Below are 18,476 nucleotides of genomic sequence, written 5' to 3' on the forward strand. Positions count from 1 at the left end.
ATGAGCCACGAAAAACGCGGCCTGGAATTCTACCTGCTGGCGATCTTCTTCATCATCTTCGTGCTGTTCCTCTACGGCCCGCTTTCGGCGATCCTGATCCTCTCCTTCCAGGGGCCGGACGGCGGCCTGACCTTCCCGATGAACGGGATGTCCACGCACTGGTTCTTCAACCTGTTCGAAAAGCAGGCCGTCGGCGACTTCGGCGCCTCGTTCCGCCGCTCCTTCACCCTCGGGCTGATGGTGATGGCGGTGACGGTCGTCGTCTCGCTGCTCGCAGGCCTTGCCTTCCGACGCCGTTTCCGAGGTTCGACCGCGCTGTTCTACGCCACGGTCGCAAGCCTCGTCGTGCCGTCGATCATCATCTCGCTCGGCATCGGCGTCGTGTTCCAGGAGGGAGGGCTGAAGCCAGCCTGGTATTCGTCGGCCTTCGGTGCACACCTCACCTGGACGCTGCCCTTCGGCGTGTTGATCATGTTTGCCGTCTTCAACCGCTTTTCGCCGGCCTATGAAGAAGCGGCGCGCGACCTCGGCGCCAGCTCCTGGCAGACGTTCCGCCATGTCGTGCTGCCGATGATCGCCCCGAGCCTCGTCGGCGTCGGCCTGTTCGGCTTCACGCTCTCCTATGACGAATTCGCCCGCACGCTGATGACATCAGGCACCTACAACACGCTGCCGCTCGAAATCTACGGCATGACGACCAACGTCACGACGCCGGTGCTCTATGCGCTCGGCACGGTGACGACGCTGTTTTCCTTCACCATCATTCTCATCGCACTCGGCATCATGACGATGCTCAGCCGGCGGCAGGCAAAGATAAACTGACATGCGCATCCTCATCGTCAATCCGAACACCACGGCCTCCATGACCGAGAAGGCCGCCACCGCCGCGCGTGCTGTGGCGGCATCCGGCACGGAGATCATCGCGGCCACCTCGCGCATGGGGCCGGTTTCCATCGAGGGGCATTACGACGGGGCCTTAGCGATCCCCGGCCTGCTCGCCGAGCTCAAGGAGCGGCAGGGTGTGGGTTATGACGCGGCTGTTATCGCCTGTTTCGACGATACCGGGCTCGAAGCGGCGCGGAGCTTTGCCGATGTGCCGATCCTCGGGCTTTGCGAATCCGCCGTGGTGACGGCGGGCTTCCTGGCGCAACGCTTCACCGTGGTGACGACACTGGAGCGCTCGCGGGTGCTGATCGACAATCTGGTGCGCCGCTACGGCATGGGCGACCGCGCCAAGGTGCGCGCTTCCGATATCCCGGTGCTGGAGCTCGAAGATTCAGGCTCGGGCGCGATCGGCAAGCTTAGAGCCGAGATCGAGCGGGCGCTTTTGGAAGACGGCGCAGAGGCGATCGTGCTCGGCTGCGCCGGCATGACCGATCTGGCGCGCGAGCTGCAGGAGATCTACGGCGTGCCCGTCGTCGACGGCGTCGCCGCCGCCGTCAAGCAGGCCGAAGCGCTGGTGTCGCTCGGGCTTTCCACCAGCAAGCGCGGCTCCTACGCCTCGCCGCTGCCGAAATCCTTCACCGGGGCGATGAGCGGTTTCTCGCCGGTCCTGAAGGTCGGCTGAACCGATGGCCATCTCTTTCGATTTCAAACAGCTCAGCGAGCGTGAACGCTACAAGCTGATGATCGGCACGATCATTCCGCGGCCGATCGCCCTGGTGACGACGGTCGACGAGAACGGCCGGATCAATGCCGCGCCCTTCAGCTTCTTCAACTGCCTTTCGGCCGACCCGCCGATCCTTGCGATCGGGGTCGAGAACAATGCCGACATGTCGTTCAAGGACACCGGCCACAATATCCGCATGACCGAGGTGTTCACAGTCAATATCGTCTCCTTCGCGATTGCCGAGGCGATGCATGTCTGCGGCGCCAAATATCCCCGCGGCGTCGACGAGTTGAAGGAAGCCGGCCTGACGGCGATGCCGGGCGAGAAGGTGGCATCGCCCTTCATCGCCGAGGCGCCGGCCGCCTTCGAATGCAAGCGGCACGTGACGCTCGAGCTCGGCCGTTCGCGGCAGATCGTCATGGGCGAGATCGTTTACGCGCATTACCGCGACGGAGTCGTCGATCCGGAGCGGCTGCACGTCGATCCGGCCGCGGTCGATGCCATTGCGAGGCTTGGCGGCGATACCTGCGCCACCATCCGCGACCGCTTCGAGATGCCGACACCGAAGCTCTGACGAAGAGCATTTCCGTTTTCTTCGAGTGACGAAAATCCTCTATCTCTTTGTCTTCGCGCGCTTCCGGACGCAAAACCGCTGCGCAGTTTTGCTGGAATTGCTCCAGGGATAGCCCCAAGTTTTTGCTTTACTTTTTCGGCTTGCGCTAGAATGGTCGGCTACGGATCATTGCGGCAGAGGAGCGCTTTACCCATGACAATCGAGGACGATCTCAGCCGGATCGCGGAGCAGGAGAAAGTCCTGAGTTTCGACGCCTTCGACCTGACGACGGCATGGCAGCTCGGCAAACTCCTGCAGGAACTCGCCACCGAGCGCGGCCTCGGCATCGCGATCGACGTGACCCTGCATTCGATGACGGTCTTCTATGCGGCGCTCCCGGGTGTGACGCCCGACAATGTCAACTGGGTCCGCCGCAAGCGCAACATGGTGCTGCGTTATTTCCGCAGCAGCTATGCCTCCGGCCTGAAGCTGCAGAAGGACGGCAAGACCGTCGAGGATAACGGGCTTTCCGGCGCCGACTATGCGCCGCATGGCGGCAGTTTCCCGATCAACGTCAAGGGTACCGGCTGCATCGGCGCCGTCACCGTCTCAGGACTGCCGCAGCGCGACGACCACAATCTCGCGGTCGAGGCGCTGGCGCTGATGCTGGCCAAGGATCTGGATACGCTGCGGCTCGCCTGAGATGGCTGCAATTTCCGGCAAGCGCCGCATGGGCGATGGCTACGAGCCGCATGTCGACGATGTCGAGGGCAGGCTGATCTATTCGCTTCCCGTCGATTCCGGGCATGTCAGCCTGTCTTTCGAATATGAGATCGAGGCCGGCGATCTGGCTGTGCTGCTCGATGACGCCTATCGCCGGGCGATCCTGCATTGGGTTCTTCACACCAAGCTTCAGCGCACGATCACCGGCATGGCCGGGGAGATATCGCAAGCCGATTTTCGTGCGCTCTTGTTAGAGATTTTGCATTCACCGATCGACAACGTCGAGCAGCTGATTCAAGCGGTGAACCGCGAGCACAATATCCATCTGCAATACTATATCGATCTGGATTTGGCGCAGGTGCGCTGACAGGACTCGGTATCTCTCGTCTGCCGACGTCCTGCCGCAACTATTGGGTGCCGCGCTGCTGAGGCCGTTCACCTCAGAGCTTGCCGCCAGCCTCAGCGATGCCCTTTGTCAGGCTGCCCGTTGCCGGGAAGAGCGGGATGAGGCAGGCCTGCAGGGCGTGATAGATATCGCCCTTGCCGGGGAACAGCGAGTGCGAGGGAACGAGATCCTCCGTCAGTTCCTCGTGCCAGCCGCCGTTCTTGTGATCGATGAAGGCGCGCTCGATCACGTTCCAGATCTTGCGGTAGCTCTCTTCATGGAAATCGCTCGGCAGGTGCTCGTTGAGGAAATGCGCTGCAGCCGCACCTTCGCAGGCTGGCCACCAGAGCTTGTTGCGCTTGGCGGGCTTGTCGTCCCAATCGAGCGTATAGAAGAAGCTACCCTTGTCGTTGTCCCAGCCGAGCGCCATGGATTGGGCAAAGAGCGCCTTGGCCGCATCCGGCATCCATTCGATCCGTTTGCCGCCGAGCGCCCAGAGCTGCAGGATGAGGCGGGCCCATTCCAGCCAGTGGCCGGGCGTCGTGCCGGCCGGGCGGAACATTTCGTTCGGATGATAGTACGTCTTGTCGAGGTTCCATTCGGCGTCGAAATGCTCGGCGACGCGCCAGTCGACGGAGCCGGCCGCGCGGCGGATGACGAGATCGGCGATGCTTTCGGCCTTGATCAGATAGTCCCGGTCGCCGGTGGCTTCGAAGGCCGCCATCAGCGCTTCGGTCAGGTGCATGTTGGAGTTCTGGCCGCGATAGGCGCCGCCATCGAGCGGCTGCCAGTCGGCGGTGAATTCCTCGGCGATCGCGCCGTGCTTGGCTTCCCAGAACTTCGTATTCAGGATCTCGGTGATATCATCAAGCATGCCGTCGGCAAGCGGATGGCCGATCGTCTTTGCGGCTGAGGCGGCAAGCAGCACAAAAGCATGGCCATAGCCCTGCTTGTTGGAATCGACGGGTCCGTCATTGTTGAGGGACCAGAAATAGCCGCCATTTTTTCGGTCGCGATGATGGTTCCAGATATAGTCCATGCCGTGGTCGACGACATCGGCAGCGCCGGGACGGCCGAGCAAGGCGCCGATCGAAAAGCAATGCACGGCGCGCGCCGCGATATGGATGCCGCGAACCTGGCCCTCGGCGTCGAGAGGCCTGCCTTCGTCGTCGAGATCGTAGAAACCGCCCTTGGGATTGACCGAATTGTGCTGGAAGAAATCGAAGAGACCGTTCGCCTGGGTCAGCAGCCAGCCGCGATGATAGGCGCGGGTCGTCCAGTTTCCAAGCACGGCGTTGCCGGTTGCGGGTGCCATGATGCTCCTCCGATTTCGTGCACAAGCGTCGCAAACGCCTATATAGAGGTCGGGCAAGTCTGTCATCGGTCTATCGGCCTGAAAATCGGGATCGATTTTCAGAAAGCACGATGCGAAGATTCAAACTGTTACAGCGTCCTTTGCGCGTCTTAAAAAGATGCGCGGCGCTGTAGCCTTGCAACGCACGAAATCGATAGGCATATATTGACATAAAGATATCTTTATGTGATTTGGAAGTCTGGTCTTACGACGTCAAGGAGCCCTCCCGTGTTTGACAATCTCTTTGGTCCGGAAACGGGCAAACGTGACGGCAGTGAAGTGTTCGCAGCTTTGAAACAAGCCGCGAGCGAGCGCATCCTTGTTCTCGACGGCGCCATGGGCACGCAGATCCAGGGGCTCGGCTATGACGAAGACCAGTTTCGCGGAACGCGCTTCATCGGCTGCGCCTGTCATCAGAAGGGCAATAACGACCTTCTGATCCTGACCCAACCGGATGCGATCGAAGAGATCCATTACAGATACGCCAAGGCCGGCGCCGACATTCTCGAGACCAACACCTTCTCCTCGACCCGCATCGCGCAGGCCGATTACGAGATGGAAGGTGCGGTCTACGACCTCAACAAGGAAGGTGCCGAAATCGTGCGCCGCGCGGCGCAGCGCGCCGAACGCGAGGACGGCCGCCGCCGCTTCGTCGCCGGCGCCATCGGGCCGACCAACCGCACCGCCTCGATCTCACCCGACGTCAACAATCCCGGTTTTCGCGCCGTCACTTTCGACGATCTGCGTTCCGCCTACGGCGAGCAGATCGACGGGCTGATCGACGGCGGCGCCGACATCATCCTCATTGAGACGATCTTCGACACGCTGAACGCCAAGGCTGCGATCTTCGCCTGCGAGGAGCGCTTCGAGGCAAAGGGCGTGCGCCTGCCCGTGATGATCTCGGGCACGATCACCGATCTTTCCGGCCGTACGCTGTCCGGCCAGACGCCGTCGGCCTTCTGGAATTCCGTGCGCCATGCCAATCCCTTCACGATCGGGCTCAACTGCGCGCTCGGCGCCAATGCGATGCGCCCGCACCTGCAGGAGCTATCGGGTGTCGCCGACACCTTCATCTGCGCCTATCCGAATGCCGGCCTGCCGAACGAGTTCGGCCAGTATGACGAAACGCCGGAGCTGATGGCGGCGCAGATCGACGGCTTCGCCCGCGAAGGCCTTGTCAATATCGTCGGCGGCTGCTGCGGCTCGACGCCTGAACATATCAAGGCGATCGCCGAGACCGTCGCGAAATACAAGCCACGGCCGATTCCCGAGCATCGCCCCTTCATGTCGCTGTCGGGTCTCGAACCCTTCGAACTGACCAAGGATATTCCCTTCGTCAATGTCGGCGAGCGCACCAATGTCACCGGCTCGGCCCGCTTCCGCAAGCTGATCACCAACGGCGATTTCACGGCAGCGCTCGATGTCGCCCGCGACCAGGTTGAGAACGGCGCGCAGGTGATTGACATCAACATGGACGAGGGGCTGATCGATTCCGAAAAGGCGATGGTCGAGTTCCTCAACCTGATCGCCGCCGAGCCCGACATCGCCCGTGTGCCTGTCATGATCGACTCGTCGAAGTTCTCGATCATCGAATCCGGCCTGAAGCGGGTGCAGGGCAAGCCGATCGTCAACTCGATCTCGCTGAAGGAAGGCGAGGAGAATTTCCTCGCCCAGGCGCGCCTGTTGCACAATTACGGCGCTGCCGTCGTCGTCATGGCCTTCGATGAGACGGGGCAGGCGGACAGCTACGAGCGCAAGGTGGATATCTGCACGCGCGCCTACAAGCTGCTGACCGAGAAGATCGGCTACCCGCCCGAGGACATCATCTTCGACCCGAACATCTTCGCGGTCGCGACCGGCATCGAAGAGCACAATAATTACGGCGTCGATTTCATCGAGGCGACGCGGACGATCCGCGAGCGCATGCCGCTGGTGCATATTTCGGGCGGTGTCTCCAACCTGTCCTTCTCGTTCCGCGGCAACGAGCCGGTGCGCGAGGCAATGCACGCCGTGTTCCTCTACCACGCCATCCAGGCGGGCATGGACATGGGCATCGTCAATGCCGGCCAGCTTGCCGTCTACGACAACATCGATCCCGAGCTGCGCGAGGCCTGCGAGGACGTGGTGCTGAACCGCCGCCCCGACGGTACGGAGCGGCTGCTCGAAGTGGCCGAACGCTTCCGTGGCGCCGGTGCCAGAGAAGGCCGTGTCCAGGATCTTTCCTGGCGCGAATGGAGCGTCGAGAAGCGTCTCGAACATGCGCTGGTCAACGGCATCACTGAATATATCGAGGCCGATACCGAGGAGGCGCGCCTGCAGGCCGCCCGGCCGCTGCACGTCATCGAAGGGCCGCTGATGGCCGGCATGAACGTCGTCGGTGACCTGTTCGGCTCGGGCAAGATGTTCCTGCCGCAGGTGGTGAAGTCGGCGCGCGTGATGAAGCAGGCGGTGGCCGTGCTGCTGCCCTACATGGAAGAGGAAAAGCGCCTGAACGGCGGCGACCAGCGTCGGTCGGCCGGCAAGATCCTGATGGCGACGGTCAAGGGCGATGTGCACGATATCGGCAAGAACATCGTCGGCGTCGTGCTTGCCTGCAACAATTACGAGATCGTCGACCTCGGCGTCATGGTGCCGGCGACGAAGATTCTCGAAACGGCCATTGCCGAGAAGGTCGACGTCATCGGCCTCTCCGGCCTGATCACGCCGTCACTCGACGAGATGGTGCATGTTGCCGCCGAGATGGAGCGCCAGGGTTTCGAGATCCCACTGTTGATCGGCGGGGCGACGACCAGCCGCGTGCATACGGCCGTGAAGATCCATCCCGGCTACAACAAGGGGCAGACGGTCTACGTCACCGATGCGAGCCGCGCCGTCGGCGTCGTCTCGGCGCTGCTGTCGCCGGAGACGCGCCAGAGCTATGTCGACGATATAAGAGCCGAATATGCCAAGGTGGCGGCGGCCCATGCGCGCAGCGAGGCCGAGAAGGTACGCCTGCCGTTGCCCCGGGCTCGCGAGAATGCCCACAAGATCGACTGGTCTGCCCACCAGCCGGTGAAGCCGCAATTCTTCGGCACGCGGGTGTTCGAAGATTACGATCTGGCCGAGCTTGCCAAATACATCGACTGGACGCCGTTCTTCCAGACCTGGGAGTTGCGCGGCCGCTACCCGGCCATTCTCGAGGACGAGAAGCAGGGCGAGGCTGCGCGTGCGCTCTGGGCCGATGCGCAGGCGATGCTGAAGAAGATCATCGACGAAAAGTGGTTCCGCCCGCGCGCCGTCATCGGCTTCTGGCCTGCCGGCGCGGTCGGCGACGATATCCGGCTATTCACGGATGAGAGCCGGAAACAGGAGCTCGAGACCTTCTATACGCTGCGCCAGCAGCTTTCGAAGCGGGACGGGCGGCCGAACGTGGCGCTTTCCGATTTCGTCGCGCCTGTCACAAGCGGTGTTCAGGATTATGTCGGCGGCTTCGTGGTGACGGCCGGTATCGAGGAAATCGCCATCGCCGAACGTTTCGAACGGGCGAACGACGATTATTCGTCGATCCTCGTCAAGGCGCTGGCCGACCGCTTCGCCGAAGCTTTTGCCGAGCGTATGCACGAGCAGGTACGGCGCGAATACTGGGGCTATGCCAAGGACGAGACGCTCAGCAAGGAGGACCTCATCACCGAAGCCTATGCCGGCATTCGCCCGGCGCCCGGTTATCCCGCCCAGCCTGACCACACCGAAAAGGCAACACTTTTCAAGCTGCTCGATGCTGAAAAGGCGGCCGGCGTGAAGCTGACGGAGAGTTATGCGATGTGGCCGGGTTCCTCGGTCTCCGGCCTCTATATCGGCCATCCCGACTCCTATTATTTCGGTGTCGCCAAGGTGGAGCGCGATCAAGTCGAGGATTATGCGGCGCGCAAGCAGATGGCGGTGTCTGAAGTCGAGCGCTGGCTCGGGCCGGTGCTGAACTACGTGCCGCGCAAGACCGAAACCGAGATCGAGGATGCGGCGTAAGCGGCCGCTTGGCACGGTTCGTTGATAAAATGAATCAAGAGGTGATGAAGCCGGAAAGTGAATCGCTTTCCGGCTTCATGTTTTTGAAAATGAATGTGAAAATCATATCGCAGAACTTAACCTGGAGCATGTCGCACAAAAGTGTGGTGCGGTTTTGCGGTAACGACATGCATAAAGACAAAGACCTAAAGCGCGAGGAGCGAATCTGAAGGGTTGCGATGCGCTTTAGCGGCGAACGGGCTCAGTTTTCTTGCCTTGGCGAGGTCAAGAAATCTCGCCTTGATCGTTGCAAAAAGTCCAGGCGGAATGAAGCCATAAGCGAGTATTCCTCTGCTGCCCGGCACGGGCGAAAGTCCGCCGTTCGGCCATTCATCGATATTGTATTCCGAGATGATGACCCAACTCGGCTCATCATCCAGACCGATCGCCTGCTTCACTTTCGGCGGGATTTCGATTCCGACCGTTTCGCCAGAAGGCGGGGTGTGCGTGATCGGCAACAGAACGACGTAGCGGGGATTGGCGAGGCTATCGCTTGCCGCGACGAGACAGGCTGGTCTGTCCTTGCCCTGGTTGCGACCCGCCAATGCTTCGCGCGACCAGAGGTAATCGTAGCGCACGACCAAGCCCGGCCTCGGTTCGGGAATCGACACCATGCGATGTTATTTCAGCAATTCATCGAGAGGAGCGTGGACAGGATCCATCTCTGCACGCTCGACGGCATCGATGACGACAGAGAGGCCATCGGCGGTTTTGTGCGTCCGTTGCGCGGCGGCCTTCAGCCAATCATAGTGTTCCGCGGACATGAGAACGAATTCACGACGGCCATGCCGGGTGATCTCGACAGGTTCACGTTGCGCCTGATGCTGGAATTCGCCGAATTTACGCTGAAATTCCAGAGCCGTGGTCTGAGCCATCATACCCGTTCCAACTTACGATATCCGAATTATACGTATAATTCGGATAAATTCAAGCCTGTCACGTCACTGCGATCGTCAACTCTGCGACAAAGTCATAGGCATCGCCGCGATAGAGCGAGCGGGTGAATTCGACGGCGCGGCCGGAGCCGAGGTAGGAGATACGCTCGATCGACAGGCCGGCCGCACCGGCGGAGACGCCGAGAAGCTGGGCGTCGGCTTCCTTCATATTGGTCGCGGAGATGCGCTGCACGGCGCGCACCGGGCGGACCTGGAGGCGTTCGAGTTCGGCATAGAGCGAATTGGTGACGGCCGAGGGATCAGGCAGGAATTCGCCGGAGACGCTGGCATTCTCGATCGCCAGCGGCTGGTCGTCGGCGATGCGCAGGCGGGAAAGGCGCGAAACCTTGACGTCGGTACCGAGGCCAAGGATCATCATCTCGTCGGGTGAGGGGGTGTGAACGCCCTTGTGCAGCCATTCGGAGCGCGAGGACATGCCGCGGCGCGCCATGTCCTCGGTGAAGGAAGTGAGTTGCGACAGGCGCTGCTCAACCTTGGAGACCGGCTTGGCGACGAAGGTGCCCGAGCCGTGACGGCGCACCAATAAGCCGTCGGCGACGAGTTCGTCGATCGCCTTGCGCACGGTGACGCGGCTGACGGCGGCGAATTCGGCGATGTCGCGTTCCGGCGGCAGCGCATCGCCGTGCCCGAGCGTGCCGGTGCGCACGGCTCCTTCCAGCGTGCGGCGCAGCTTGACGTAGAGCGGACCTGTGCCGGCTGCCTGCAGGCGCTCCAGGGAAAGGAGGGTGGCGAGGTCGTCGGTCATGCCGCACCTCTCTGCCTGTCGTTCAAGAGCTTGACCGCAAGTTCCACCGCGCCCTGCAGGGCATCGCCTTTCGGCCTGGCGAGCAGCGACTTGTAGTGTTCGGAAAGCCAGGGTTCGTAGGCTTCGGCAAGTCCGCCGAGCAGGCAGATCGACGGGCATTCGGGCCAGAGCAGCGCTTCGAGACTTTCGCCGATCGCCGTTGCGGCATCCGTGACGATGCCGGCCGCGACGGCATCGCCTTTGGCCGCGTGTTCGAAGACGATCGGCGCGTAACGAGCAAAATCCTTTGGTCTTGCCGAATGGGCGAACTCGACGATGCGCTCGGGATCATGGCCATATTCGGTCATGACCGCGTCGGTGATCGGCGATGCCGGGCGCACCCCATCATGGGCAAGCAGCGATCGTTCCAGGAGGTCGCGGCCGAGGCGGGCACCGCTTGCCTGGTCGCCGACAACGAAACCCCAGCCGCCGATGCCGTTCAGCCGGCCGTCCTTGCGGGCATTATAGACCGAGCCTGTTCCGAAGGCGCCGACGATGCCGTCGGCATCGCCGAGCGCACCCTGCAGGGCGATCAGCGCATCGGTGACGACGCGGCCTTCGGCAAAGGGCAGGGCCTTTTCGATTCGCCTGCCGTAATCGCCGACATTGGCGCCGGCGACGCCGACGACGGCTGCGACAGAGGAAAGGGTTTCAGCGGCAAGCCCGGCATCGCTTAGCGCCTGCCGCGCGGATTCGACGATGTTGAGAAGAGAGTTTTCCAGATCCGACAGGATGTTGGCAGGGCCGGCCTTGCCGCGGCCGATGACATTGCCGTTCCTGTCCGCGACTGCGGCCCGGCAGCTCGTTCCGCCGCCGTCTATGCCGATTGCAAGCTCTGTCATCGGGCCTCCGAATATGCCGTTCCCCATGGTTTTTAATACAATACCAAAAAAATACCATTTACCAAGTGGGAATGATGGAGAAAATTCATCTTTTTATCATATTGATTTTCCTAAATAAAATTTTTTAATCAATTTTATCCGGCCAAAAAGTTAAATTCGGCTGGACAATTGGTATTTTTTTGGCCTTAATTCGGCAAAAGGGAACAGCGCTTCGATGCCTACGAAAACCGGCAGTTAAACCAAGCCGGAACCGCTTCGAGGATGATCGAGATGACGACCTGCCAGCCCATCAAGCTGGTGGCGAAGGTCAGGCATCCATCGGCTTTCCCCATCATTTCGCCACCCGGTGCAGACGCCGGGAAGGCGCGCAGTTCGGCCGCAGGCGTTCGCCTTCGTGTCCGTTGAGCTTTCGGGACCGGCATTACTGGCGGTCCTCCAAGGGGCGTTGGGTGTTACCTCAGACACGCCAATTGCTTGTTTCAGATCGAAAACAGCGCCTCGCGGCGCTTAAAACAGGAGAGGGAAATGAAAAACACTGCTCTGAAAAGCTTGCTGCTTGCCTCAAGCCTGCTGACGTCGGCAGGTCTCGTCCATGCCGCCGACGTCACGCTGACGGTCGAAAGCTGGCGTAACGACGACCTGCAGATCTGGCAAGAGAAGATCATCCCGGCCTTCGAAGCGAAGAACCCGGGCATCAAGATCGTCTTCTCGCCGACCGCGCCGACCGAATACAATGCCTCGCTGAACGCCAAGCTCGATGCCGGCTCCGCCGGCGATATCATCACCTGCCGTCCGTTCGACGCCTCGCTCGAACTTTTCAACAAGAAGCAGCTCGCCGACATCACCAGCCTGCCTGGCATGGAGAACTTCTCGCCGGTCGCCAAGGCCGCCTGGAGCACCGACGACGGCAAGTCGACCTTCTGCGTGCCGATGGCTTCGGTCATCCACGGCTTCATCTACAACAAGGATGCCTTCGACAAGCTCGGCATCTCGGTGCCGAAGACGCAGGACGAATTCTACGCAGCGCTCGACAAGATCAAGGCCGACGGCACCTACATCCCGCTCGCCATGGGCACGAAGGACCTCTGGGAAGCCGCTACCATGGGCTACCAGAACATCGGCCCGAACTACTGGAAGGGTGAGGACGGCCGCGCCGCCCTGATCGCCGGCAAGCAAAAGCTGACGGATGCCGACTGGGTCAAGCCCTATGAAGAGCTTGCCAAGTGGAAGCCCTATCTCGGCGACGGTTTTGAAGCCCAGACCTACTCCGACAGCCAGAACCTGTTCACGCTCGGCCGTGCAGCGATCTATCCGGCGGGTTCGTGGGAAATCGCGCTGTTCAACAGCCAGGCCCAGTTCAAGATGGGCGCCTTCCCGCCGCCGGTTCCGAAGGCAGGCGACACGGGCTACATCTCCGACCATCCGGATATCGGCGTCGCGCTGAACGCGAAGAGCACTCATGCTGAGGAAGCCAAGAAGTTCCTCAGCTGGGTCGCTTCGCCGGAGTTCGCAGATATCTACGCCAACTCGCTGCCGGGCTTCTTCAGCCTGAACTCCACCCCGGTCAAGATGTCCGATCCGCTCGCTCAGGAATTCGTTTCCTGGCGCGGCCCGTACAAGTCGACGGTGCGCTCGACCTACCAGATCCTGTCGCGTGGCACGCCGAACCTCGAAAACGAGACGTGGGTCGAATCGGCCAACGTGATCAACGGCACGGATACGCCTGCGGTTGCCGCCAAGAAGCTGCAGGACGGCCTCGACAGCTGGTACAAGCCGGCCAAGTGATAGCGTGTGAGAGGGGCGGCGTTTGCCGCCCTTCATTCGGCCTGCCGGCCACCTTCTCCCACTTCAGGGGAGAGGGAGACTCGCAGCGACCTCCCAGCCCGACATGGCATCAAAGCAGGGCACATTCCTTCTCCCCACAGCCGGAGAGAGGGTCAGGGGTGAGGCGCAATGTTTTCCATCTGCGCTGCACCTTGCGGCCAGTCGACAAGAACAGGCAAAAGCCATGAGCGAAACCGACAACACGATCGATATCGTCCCGATCAGGCGCCCGGTGCGCTGGCACATCTTCGTCTTCATGCTGCCGGCCCTGATCGTCTATTCCGCTGTCATGGTGCTGCCGCTCATCGAAACCCTTCGGCTGTCGCTCTACAATACGGTCGACGGGCAGCCGGCCTTCGTCGGACTGGCGAATTTCAAAGTGCTGTTCGGCGATGCGCGCTGGGCGCGCGATTTCTGGAATGCCCTTGTCAATAATCTGATCTTCTTTGCCATCCACATGTGCCTGCAGAACCCGATCGGCGTGGCGCTTGCCGCCCTGCTTTCGGTGCCGAAGTTGCGCGGCGTCGCCTTCTACCGCACGGCGATGTTCCTGCCGACGCTCTTGTCCTTCGTCATCGTCGGTTTCATCTGGAAGCTCATCCTTTCGCCGATCTGGGGTGTGGCGCCCTGGATGCTCGATCTCATCGGGTTGAAATTCCTGTTCGCACCCTGGCTCGGCAAGTCCGGTTCGGCGCTGATCGCGGTGTCGCTGATCTCGAATTGGCAATATATCGGCATTCCGATGATGCTGATCTATGCCGCACTGCTCAGCATCCCCGAAGAGGTGATCGAGGCGGCCGAATGCGACGGCATTACCGGTTGGGCCCAGTTCTGGAAAATCAAGCTGCCGCTCATCCTGCCGGCGATCGGCATCATCTCGATCCTGACTTTCGTCGGCAATTTCAACGCCTTCGACCTGGTCTATACCGTGCAGGGCGCGCTTGCCGGGCCTGACATGTCGACCGACATTCTCGGCACACTACTCTACCGCACCTTCTTCGGTTTCCAGCTTCAGCTCGGCGACCGCTCGATGGGCGCGACGATTGCCACGGTGATGTTCCTCATCATTCTCGCCGGCGTCTCGCTTTATCTGTTCGTCATCCAGCGGCGCATGCGTCGCTACCAGTTCTGAGGAGCGCGCATGTCCAAGGCACGCACATCTCCCATCCGCACCGGCCTCGTGCATCTGGCGCTGAGCGCCTATACGCTGGTCGCGCTGTTTCCGGTCTTTCTGACGATCGTCAACTCGTTCAAGGATCGCGCTTCGATCTTCCGCGAGCCGTTGATGATCCCGACGCCGTCGACCTTCAGCCTCGTCGGCTATCAGACGGTGCTGGGGCAGGGCGATTTCGCCACCTATTTCCAGAACAGCTTCATCGTCACGATCGTCTCGATCCTGCTGGTGCTGCTGTTCGGTGCCATGGCGGCCTTTGCGCTTTCCGAATACCGTTTCCGCGGCAATATGCTGCTCGGGCTCTACATGGCGATCGGTATCATGATCCCGATCCGTCTCGGCACGGTGGCGATCCTGCAGGGCATGGTGGCGGCCGGCCTCGTCAATACGCTGACGGCGCTGATCCTCGTCTATACCGCTCAGGGCATACCGCTGGCGATCTTCATCCTGTCGGAATTCATGCGCACCGTTTCGGACGACCTGAAGAATGCCGGCCGCATCGACGGGCTCTCCGAATATGCGATCTTCTTCCGGCTGGTGCTGCCGCTGGTGCGCCCGGCCATGGCGACGGTTGCGGTCTTCACCATGATCCCGATCTGGAACGATCTCTGGTTCCCGCTGATCCTGGCGCCCTCCGAGGCGACCAAGACGGTCACGCTCGGCTCGCAGATCTTCATCGGTCAGTTCGTCACCAACTGGAATGCGGTGCTGGCGGCGCTGTCGCTGGCGATCCTGCCGATCCTCGTCCTCTACGTCATCTTCTCGCGGCAGCTGATCCGCGGCATCACGTCAGGAGCCGTCAAGTGAGCCAATCCGAAAAGCCGATCCGCGTCCTCGTTGCCGGCCTCGGCAACATGGGCCGCAGCCACGCGCTCGCCTATCACAACAATCCCGGCTTCGAGATCATCGGTCTCGTCAACCGCTCGACGCCGGAGCTGGCGGCCGAGCTGCAGGGCTACACGATCCATCCCGATTTCACGACGGCGCTGGCCGAGCTGAAACCGGACCTCTGCTCGATTAACACCTATTCGGACAGCCATGCCGATTATGCTGTTGCCGCCTTCGAGGCCGGCTGTGATGTCTTCGTGGAAAAGCCGCTGGCGACAACGGTTGCAGACGCCGAGCGCGTCGTCGCGGCCGCCAGGAAGGCGCGGCGCAAGCTGGTGATCGGTTATATCCTTCGCAATCACCCTTCCTGGATGAGGCTGATCGAGGAGGCGCGCAAGCTCGGCCCGCCTTACGTCTTCCGCATGAACCTCAACCAGCAGTCCAGCGGCCCGACCTGGGCGACGCATAAGTCGCTGATGCGCACGACCTCGCCGATCGTCGATTGCGGCGTGCATTATGTCGACGTCATGTGCCAGATCACCGACGCCAGGGCCGTCGAAGTGCGCGGCATGGGGCTGCGCATGTCCGACGAGATCGCCGCCGACATGTATAATTATGGTCACCTGCAGGTGCTGTTCGAGGATGGTTCGATCGGCTGGTACGAGGCCGGCTGGGGACCGATGATCTCGGAAACTGCCTTCTTTGTGAAAGATGTGATGTCGCCGAAGGGCGCCGTGTCGATCGTCATGGATCCGAACGCCAAGTCCGATGATATCGACACGCACACCAAGACCTCGGTGATCCGTCTGCACACGGCCGAGACCGGGCCTGACGGCAAGTTCATCCGACCAGACCAGGACATGACGATGGAAGGCGAGCCCGGTCATCAGGCGCTCTGCGACCTGGAACAGGCCTTCATGCTGAGGGCGATCCGCGAGGATCTGGACCTCGACCGCCATATGGCGGATGCGGTGGCATCGCTACGCATCTGCCTTGCCGCCGACGAGAGCGTGCGCACCGGCCAGCCGGTCAGATTATAAGGAAAGACCCGTGGGATCGCTTCAACTCAAATCCATCCGCAAGACCTATGGCACGCATGAGGTGCTGAAAGGCATCGACCTCGAGGTCAAGGACGGCGAATTCGTCATCTTCGTCGGGCCGTCGGGCTGCGGGAAATCGACGCTGCTGCGCAGCATCGCTGGCCTCGAAGACGTCACGTCGGGCGCCGTCGTCATCAATGGCCGCGATGAGACGCTGACGCCGCCAGCCAGGCGCGGTATCGCCATGGTGTTCCAGTCCTACGCGCTCTATCCGCATCTGACGGTCAAGGACAATATGGGGCTCGGTCTCAAGCAGGCCGGCACTGCCAAGGACGAGATCGAAAGGCGTGTCGGCAAGGCATCGGGGATGCTCTCGCTGGAACCGTATCTGGCGCGCCGGCCGGCCGAGCTCTCCGGCGGCCAGCGCCAGCGCGTCGCTATCGGCCGCGCCATCGTGCGCGAACCGGAACTCTTCCTGTTCGACGAGCCGCTGTCGAACCTCGATGCGGCGCTGCGCGTCCAGACCCGCCTCGAAATCGCCCGGCTGCACCGCAGCCTGAAGGCGACGATGATCTATGTCACCCACGACCAGGTCGAGGCGATGACGCTTGCCGACAAGATCGTGGTGCTGAATGCCGGCGCGATCGAGCAGATCGGTTCGCCGATGGAACTCTACAAACGACCGGCCAATGTCTTCGTCGCCGGCTTCATCGGCTCGCCGCAGATGAATTTCATCGCGGCAGAGAAGGTCGGCGACCACAGCGCCAAGACGATCGGCGTACGTCCCGAACACCTGACGTTGTCGCGCGAACAGGGGACTTGGGCTGCGAAGGTCGTGCATGTCGAGCATCTCGGCGCCGACACGATCATCTATCTGGAATCCGACCAGTGCGGCCTGCTGACCGCACGTCTTTTCGGTGAGCACCAGTATGAGCCGGACGAGATCGTCTATGCGACCCCGGACCAGGCGCACGTGCATCGTTTCGATGTAGACGACCAGGCGATCCGTTGAGTTGTTCCCTTCTCCCCAGCGGGGAGAAGGTGGCCCGAAGGGTCGGATGAGGGGGCCGCACGGCAGAACATTTGTTATTGTTGTGCTGAGCGAGCAGGGCAATCAATGCTGTGCCGTAGGCCCCCTCATCCGCCTGCCGGCACCTTCTCCCCGCTGGGGAGAAGAGATTCGTGGCAGTGCCTTTGTCCCCTTCCCCCCGGCCGAAGCGAGAAAGATCTGACAGGGCTGCTGTCTCCTCCATCATTCCGACAACAAAAAAGACGCCGCTTCCGTGGCGCCTTCAGTCGCGGATGATCAGCAGGTCGGCTGCCATGAAGCGCAGCGTCACCGTTTCGCCGGCCTGCGGCGGGGTGGTGCCCGGGCTGTTGAACATGTCGAAGGAGATGACGTTGCCACCGACATTCATGCGGGTGCGGATGACCGACCCCAGGAAGTGGGCCGAAACGACCTGGCCGGTCAGCGCCGTGTCGCTCTTGACGGTGTCGGAGAGCGAGCCGGCTTCCGGACGCAGGGCCAGCGAGATGGTTTCTCCGGCCTTGTGAGCTGCTACCGACTGCTTCAGCGTTATGCCCTGATCTCCGATCTGGATGCGGTTGGCGTCGGGATCGACGACCGTGGCTTCGATGAGGTTCAGCGTGCCGACGAAGGAGGCGACGAAGCGCGTCGCCGGCGTGTTGTAGATCTCGAAGGGCGAACCGATCTGATCGGCCTTGCCTGCATTCATGACGACGATGCGGTCGGAGATCGACAGGGCCTCTTCCTGATCATGGGTGACGAAGACCGTGGTGATGCCGAGCTGCTGCTGGATCTGGCGGATTTCCTCGCGCAGCGATACGCGGATCTTGGCGTCGAGTGCGGAGAGTGGCTCGTCGAGCAGCAGCACCTGCGGCTTGACGGCAAGCGCGCGGGCAAGGGCGACACGCTGCTGCTGGCCGCCCGATAGTTGATAGGGGAAGCGGTCGGCCAGATGATCGAGCTTGATCAGGCCGAGCATTTCCTTGACGCGGGCGTCGATCTCAGGCTTCGGCGCGCCTGCCACCTTGAGACCGAAGGCGACATTGTCGTGTACCGTCATGTTGGGGAAGAGCGCGTAGGCCTGGAACACCATGCCGATATTGCGCTGGTTCGGCTTCAGCGCGCTTTGGTCCTTGCCGTTGATGGTCAGCGTGCCACCGGTCGGCGTTTCGAAGCCGGCGATCATGCGCAGAACGGTCGTCTTGCCGCAGCCCGACGGGCCGAGGAAGGAGACGAACTCACCCTTTTCGATCGTCATGTTGAAGTTCTTGACGACCTGCACCGGGCCGAAGGATTTCTGAATGTTGGTCAGTGTGAGAAAGGACATGAACCAGAT

General features: G+C 61.5%; 17 protein-coding genes. 11 read left to right on the top strand and 6 right to left on the bottom strand.

The window, feature by feature from the left end; genetic code table 11:
• The 5 genes from B5P46_RS17850 (at nucleotide 1) to B5P46_RS17870 (ending at nucleotide 3,252) form a co-directional block, all read left to right on the top strand.
• Complete coding sequence (locus B5P46_RS17850; protein WP_129419802.1) at nucleotides 1–822, top strand: ABC transporter permease; 822 nt, start codon at nucleotides 1–3, stop codon at nucleotides 820–822.
• Nucleotide 823: 1 nt separating this feature from the next.
• Complete coding sequence (locus B5P46_RS17855; RefSeq protein WP_129419804.1) at nucleotides 824–1,567, top strand: aspartate/glutamate racemase family protein; 744 nt, start codon at nucleotides 824–826, stop codon at nucleotides 1,565–1,567.
• A 4-nt stretch (nucleotides 1,568–1,571) separates the two neighbouring features.
• Nucleotides 1,572–2,183 carry a flavin reductase family protein gene (locus B5P46_RS17860; protein WP_129419805.1) on the top strand — a complete coding sequence of 204 codons (612 nt, stop codon included), beginning with the start codon at nucleotides 1,572–1,574 and terminating at the stop codon, nucleotides 2,181–2,183.
• Nucleotides 2,184–2,375: 192 nt separating this feature from the next.
• A complete protein-coding gene (locus tag B5P46_RS17865) occupies nucleotides 2,376–2,864 on the top strand; it encodes a heme-degrading domain-containing protein (RefSeq protein ID WP_129419807.1) in 489 nt (162 codons plus the stop codon).
• A gap of 1 nt (nucleotide 2,865) precedes the next feature.
• Nucleotides 2,866–3,252, top strand: coding sequence for a hypothetical protein (locus B5P46_RS17870; protein WP_129419809.1), 387 nt, complete (start codon nucleotides 2,866–2,868; stop codon nucleotides 3,250–3,252).
• A 73-nt stretch (nucleotides 3,253–3,325) separates the two neighbouring features.
• Here B5P46_RS17870 and B5P46_RS17875 read toward each other — a convergent pair whose 3' ends face one another.
• On the bottom strand, nucleotides 3,326–4,585 hold the full coding sequence (locus B5P46_RS17875; RefSeq protein WP_129419811.1) for an AGE family epimerase/isomerase: 1,260 nt from the start codon (nucleotides 4,583–4,585) through the stop codon (nucleotides 3,326–3,328).
• Between the two features lie 267 nt (nucleotides 4,586–4,852).
• Between B5P46_RS17875 and metH the strand changes: the two genes are divergently transcribed.
• On the top strand, nucleotides 4,853–8,626 hold the full coding sequence (gene metH / locus B5P46_RS17885; RefSeq protein WP_129419815.1) for a methionine synthase: 3,774 nt from the start codon (nucleotides 4,853–4,855) through the stop codon (nucleotides 8,624–8,626).
• 185 nt (nucleotides 8,627–8,811) lie between these two features.
• On the opposite strand, the gene B5P46_RS17895 is transcribed toward metH, so the two are convergent.
• From B5P46_RS17895 to B5P46_RS17910, 4 genes are read right to left on the bottom strand one after another with little or no spacing between them, the layout of a single operon-like run.
• Nucleotides 8,812–9,279: a hypothetical protein gene (locus B5P46_RS17895; protein ID WP_129419819.1), complete on the bottom strand. Its 468-nt coding sequence runs from the start codon at nucleotides 9,277–9,279 to the stop codon at nucleotides 8,812–8,814.
• 6 nt (nucleotides 9,280–9,285) lie between these two features.
• Complete coding sequence (locus B5P46_RS17900) at nucleotides 9,286–9,543, bottom strand: type II toxin-antitoxin system prevent-host-death family antitoxin (RefSeq protein WP_245456188.1); 258 nt, start codon at nucleotides 9,541–9,543, stop codon at nucleotides 9,286–9,288.
• Between the two features lie 58 nt (nucleotides 9,544–9,601).
• Nucleotides 9,602–10,366 carry a GntR family transcriptional regulator gene (locus B5P46_RS17905; protein WP_020050885.1) on the bottom strand — a complete coding sequence of 255 codons (765 nt, stop codon included), beginning with the start codon at nucleotides 10,364–10,366 and terminating at the stop codon, nucleotides 9,602–9,604.
• Entirely contained in the window at nucleotides 10,363–11,247 is an 885-nt protein-coding gene (locus B5P46_RS17910) for an N-acetylglucosamine kinase (protein WP_129419821.1), read from the bottom strand. The genes B5P46_RS17905 and B5P46_RS17910 overlap by 4 nt, the downstream gene beginning before the upstream one ends.
• 525 nt (nucleotides 11,248–11,772) lie before the next feature.
• On the opposite strand from B5P46_RS17910, the gene B5P46_RS17915 reads away from it, so the two are divergent.
• From B5P46_RS17915 to B5P46_RS17935, 5 genes are all read left to right on the top strand, one after another.
• Nucleotides 11,773–13,032, top strand: a complete 1,260-nt coding sequence (locus tag B5P46_RS17915; protein ID WP_129419823.1) for an ABC transporter substrate-binding protein — start codon at nucleotides 11,773–11,775, stop codon at nucleotides 13,030–13,032.
• A gap of 223 nt (nucleotides 13,033–13,255) precedes the next feature.
• Complete coding sequence (locus B5P46_RS17920) at nucleotides 13,256–14,203, top strand: carbohydrate ABC transporter permease (protein ID WP_129419825.1); 948 nt, start codon at nucleotides 13,256–13,258, stop codon at nucleotides 14,201–14,203.
• 9 nt (nucleotides 14,204–14,212) lie between these two features.
• Nucleotides 14,213–15,052 carry a carbohydrate ABC transporter permease gene (locus B5P46_RS17925; protein WP_017961350.1) on the top strand — a complete coding sequence of 280 codons (840 nt, stop codon included), beginning with the start codon at nucleotides 14,213–14,215 and terminating at the stop codon, nucleotides 15,050–15,052.
• Nucleotides 15,049–16,113: a Gfo/Idh/MocA family protein gene (locus tag B5P46_RS17930; RefSeq protein WP_129419827.1), complete on the top strand. Its 1,065-nt coding sequence runs from the start codon at nucleotides 15,049–15,051 to the stop codon at nucleotides 16,111–16,113. Before B5P46_RS17925 ends, B5P46_RS17930 begins: the two co-directional genes overlap by 4 nt.
• Nucleotides 16,114–16,123: 10 nt before the next feature.
• Nucleotides 16,124–17,125, top strand: a complete 1,002-nt coding sequence (locus B5P46_RS17935; RefSeq protein ID WP_129419828.1) for an ABC transporter ATP-binding protein — start codon at nucleotides 16,124–16,126, stop codon at nucleotides 17,123–17,125.
• A 280-nt stretch (nucleotides 17,126–17,405) separates the two neighbouring features.
• On the opposite strand, the gene B5P46_RS17940 is transcribed toward B5P46_RS17935, so the two are convergent.
• The gene (locus B5P46_RS17940; protein ID WP_129419830.1) at nucleotides 17,406–18,467 is read right to left on the bottom strand and encodes an ABC transporter ATP-binding protein; all 1,062 of its coding nucleotides are present in this window, start codon (nucleotides 18,465–18,467) and stop codon (nucleotides 17,406–17,408) included.
• Between the last annotated feature and the right edge of the window lie 9 nt (nucleotides 18,468–18,476).

The sequence above is a fragment of the Rhizobium leguminosarum genome, from assembly GCF_004123835.1.
GTDB lineage: Bacteria > Pseudomonadota > Alphaproteobacteria > Rhizobiales > Rhizobiaceae > Rhizobium > Rhizobium leguminosarum_M.

Excerpts from the sequence above, each read along its gene's own strand:
- B5P46_RS17850 (WP_129419802.1), top strand. The coding sequence starts at position 1 with ATGAGCCACGAAAAACGCGGCCTGGAATTCTACCTGCTGGCGATCTTC.
- B5P46_RS17895 (WP_129419819.1), bottom strand. The coding sequence starts at position 9,279 with ATGGTGTCGATTCCCGAACCGAGGCCGGGCTTGGTCGTGCGCTACGAT.
- B5P46_RS17940 (WP_129419830.1), bottom strand. The coding sequence starts at position 18,467 with ATGTCCTTTCTCACACTGACCAACATTCAGAAATCCTTCGGCCCGGTG.
- B5P46_RS17875 (WP_129419811.1), bottom strand. The coding sequence starts at position 4,585 with ATGGCACCCGCAACCGGCAACGCCGTGCTTGGAAACTGGACGACCCGC.
- B5P46_RS17870 (WP_129419809.1), top strand. The coding sequence starts at position 2,866 with ATGGCTGCAATTTCCGGCAAGCGCCGCATGGGCGATGGCTACGAGCCG.
- B5P46_RS17865 (WP_129419807.1), top strand. The coding sequence starts at position 2,376 with ATGACAATCGAGGACGATCTCAGCCGGATCGCGGAGCAGGAGAAAGTC.
- B5P46_RS17920 (WP_129419825.1), top strand. The coding sequence starts at position 13,256 with ATGAGCGAAACCGACAACACGATCGATATCGTCCCGATCAGGCGCCCG.
- B5P46_RS17860 (WP_129419805.1), top strand. The coding sequence starts at position 1,572 with ATGGCCATCTCTTTCGATTTCAAACAGCTCAGCGAGCGTGAACGCTAC.
- B5P46_RS17900 (WP_245456188.1), bottom strand. The coding sequence starts at position 9,543 with ATGATGGCTCAGACCACGGCTCTGGAATTTCAGCGTAAATTCGGCGAA.
- B5P46_RS17855 (WP_129419804.1), top strand. The coding sequence starts at position 824 with ATGCGCATCCTCATCGTCAATCCGAACACCACGGCCTCCATGACCGAG.
- B5P46_RS17910 (WP_129419821.1), bottom strand. The coding sequence starts at position 11,247 with ATGACAGAGCTTGCAATCGGCATAGACGGCGGCGGAACGAGCTGCCGG.
- B5P46_RS17915 (WP_129419823.1), top strand. The coding sequence starts at position 11,773 with ATGAAAAACACTGCTCTGAAAAGCTTGCTGCTTGCCTCAAGCCTGCTG.
- B5P46_RS17925 (WP_017961350.1), top strand. The coding sequence starts at position 14,213 with ATGTCCAAGGCACGCACATCTCCCATCCGCACCGGCCTCGTGCATCTG.
- B5P46_RS17905 (WP_020050885.1), bottom strand. The coding sequence starts at position 10,366 with ATGACCGACGACCTCGCCACCCTCCTTTCCCTGGAGCGCCTGCAGGCA.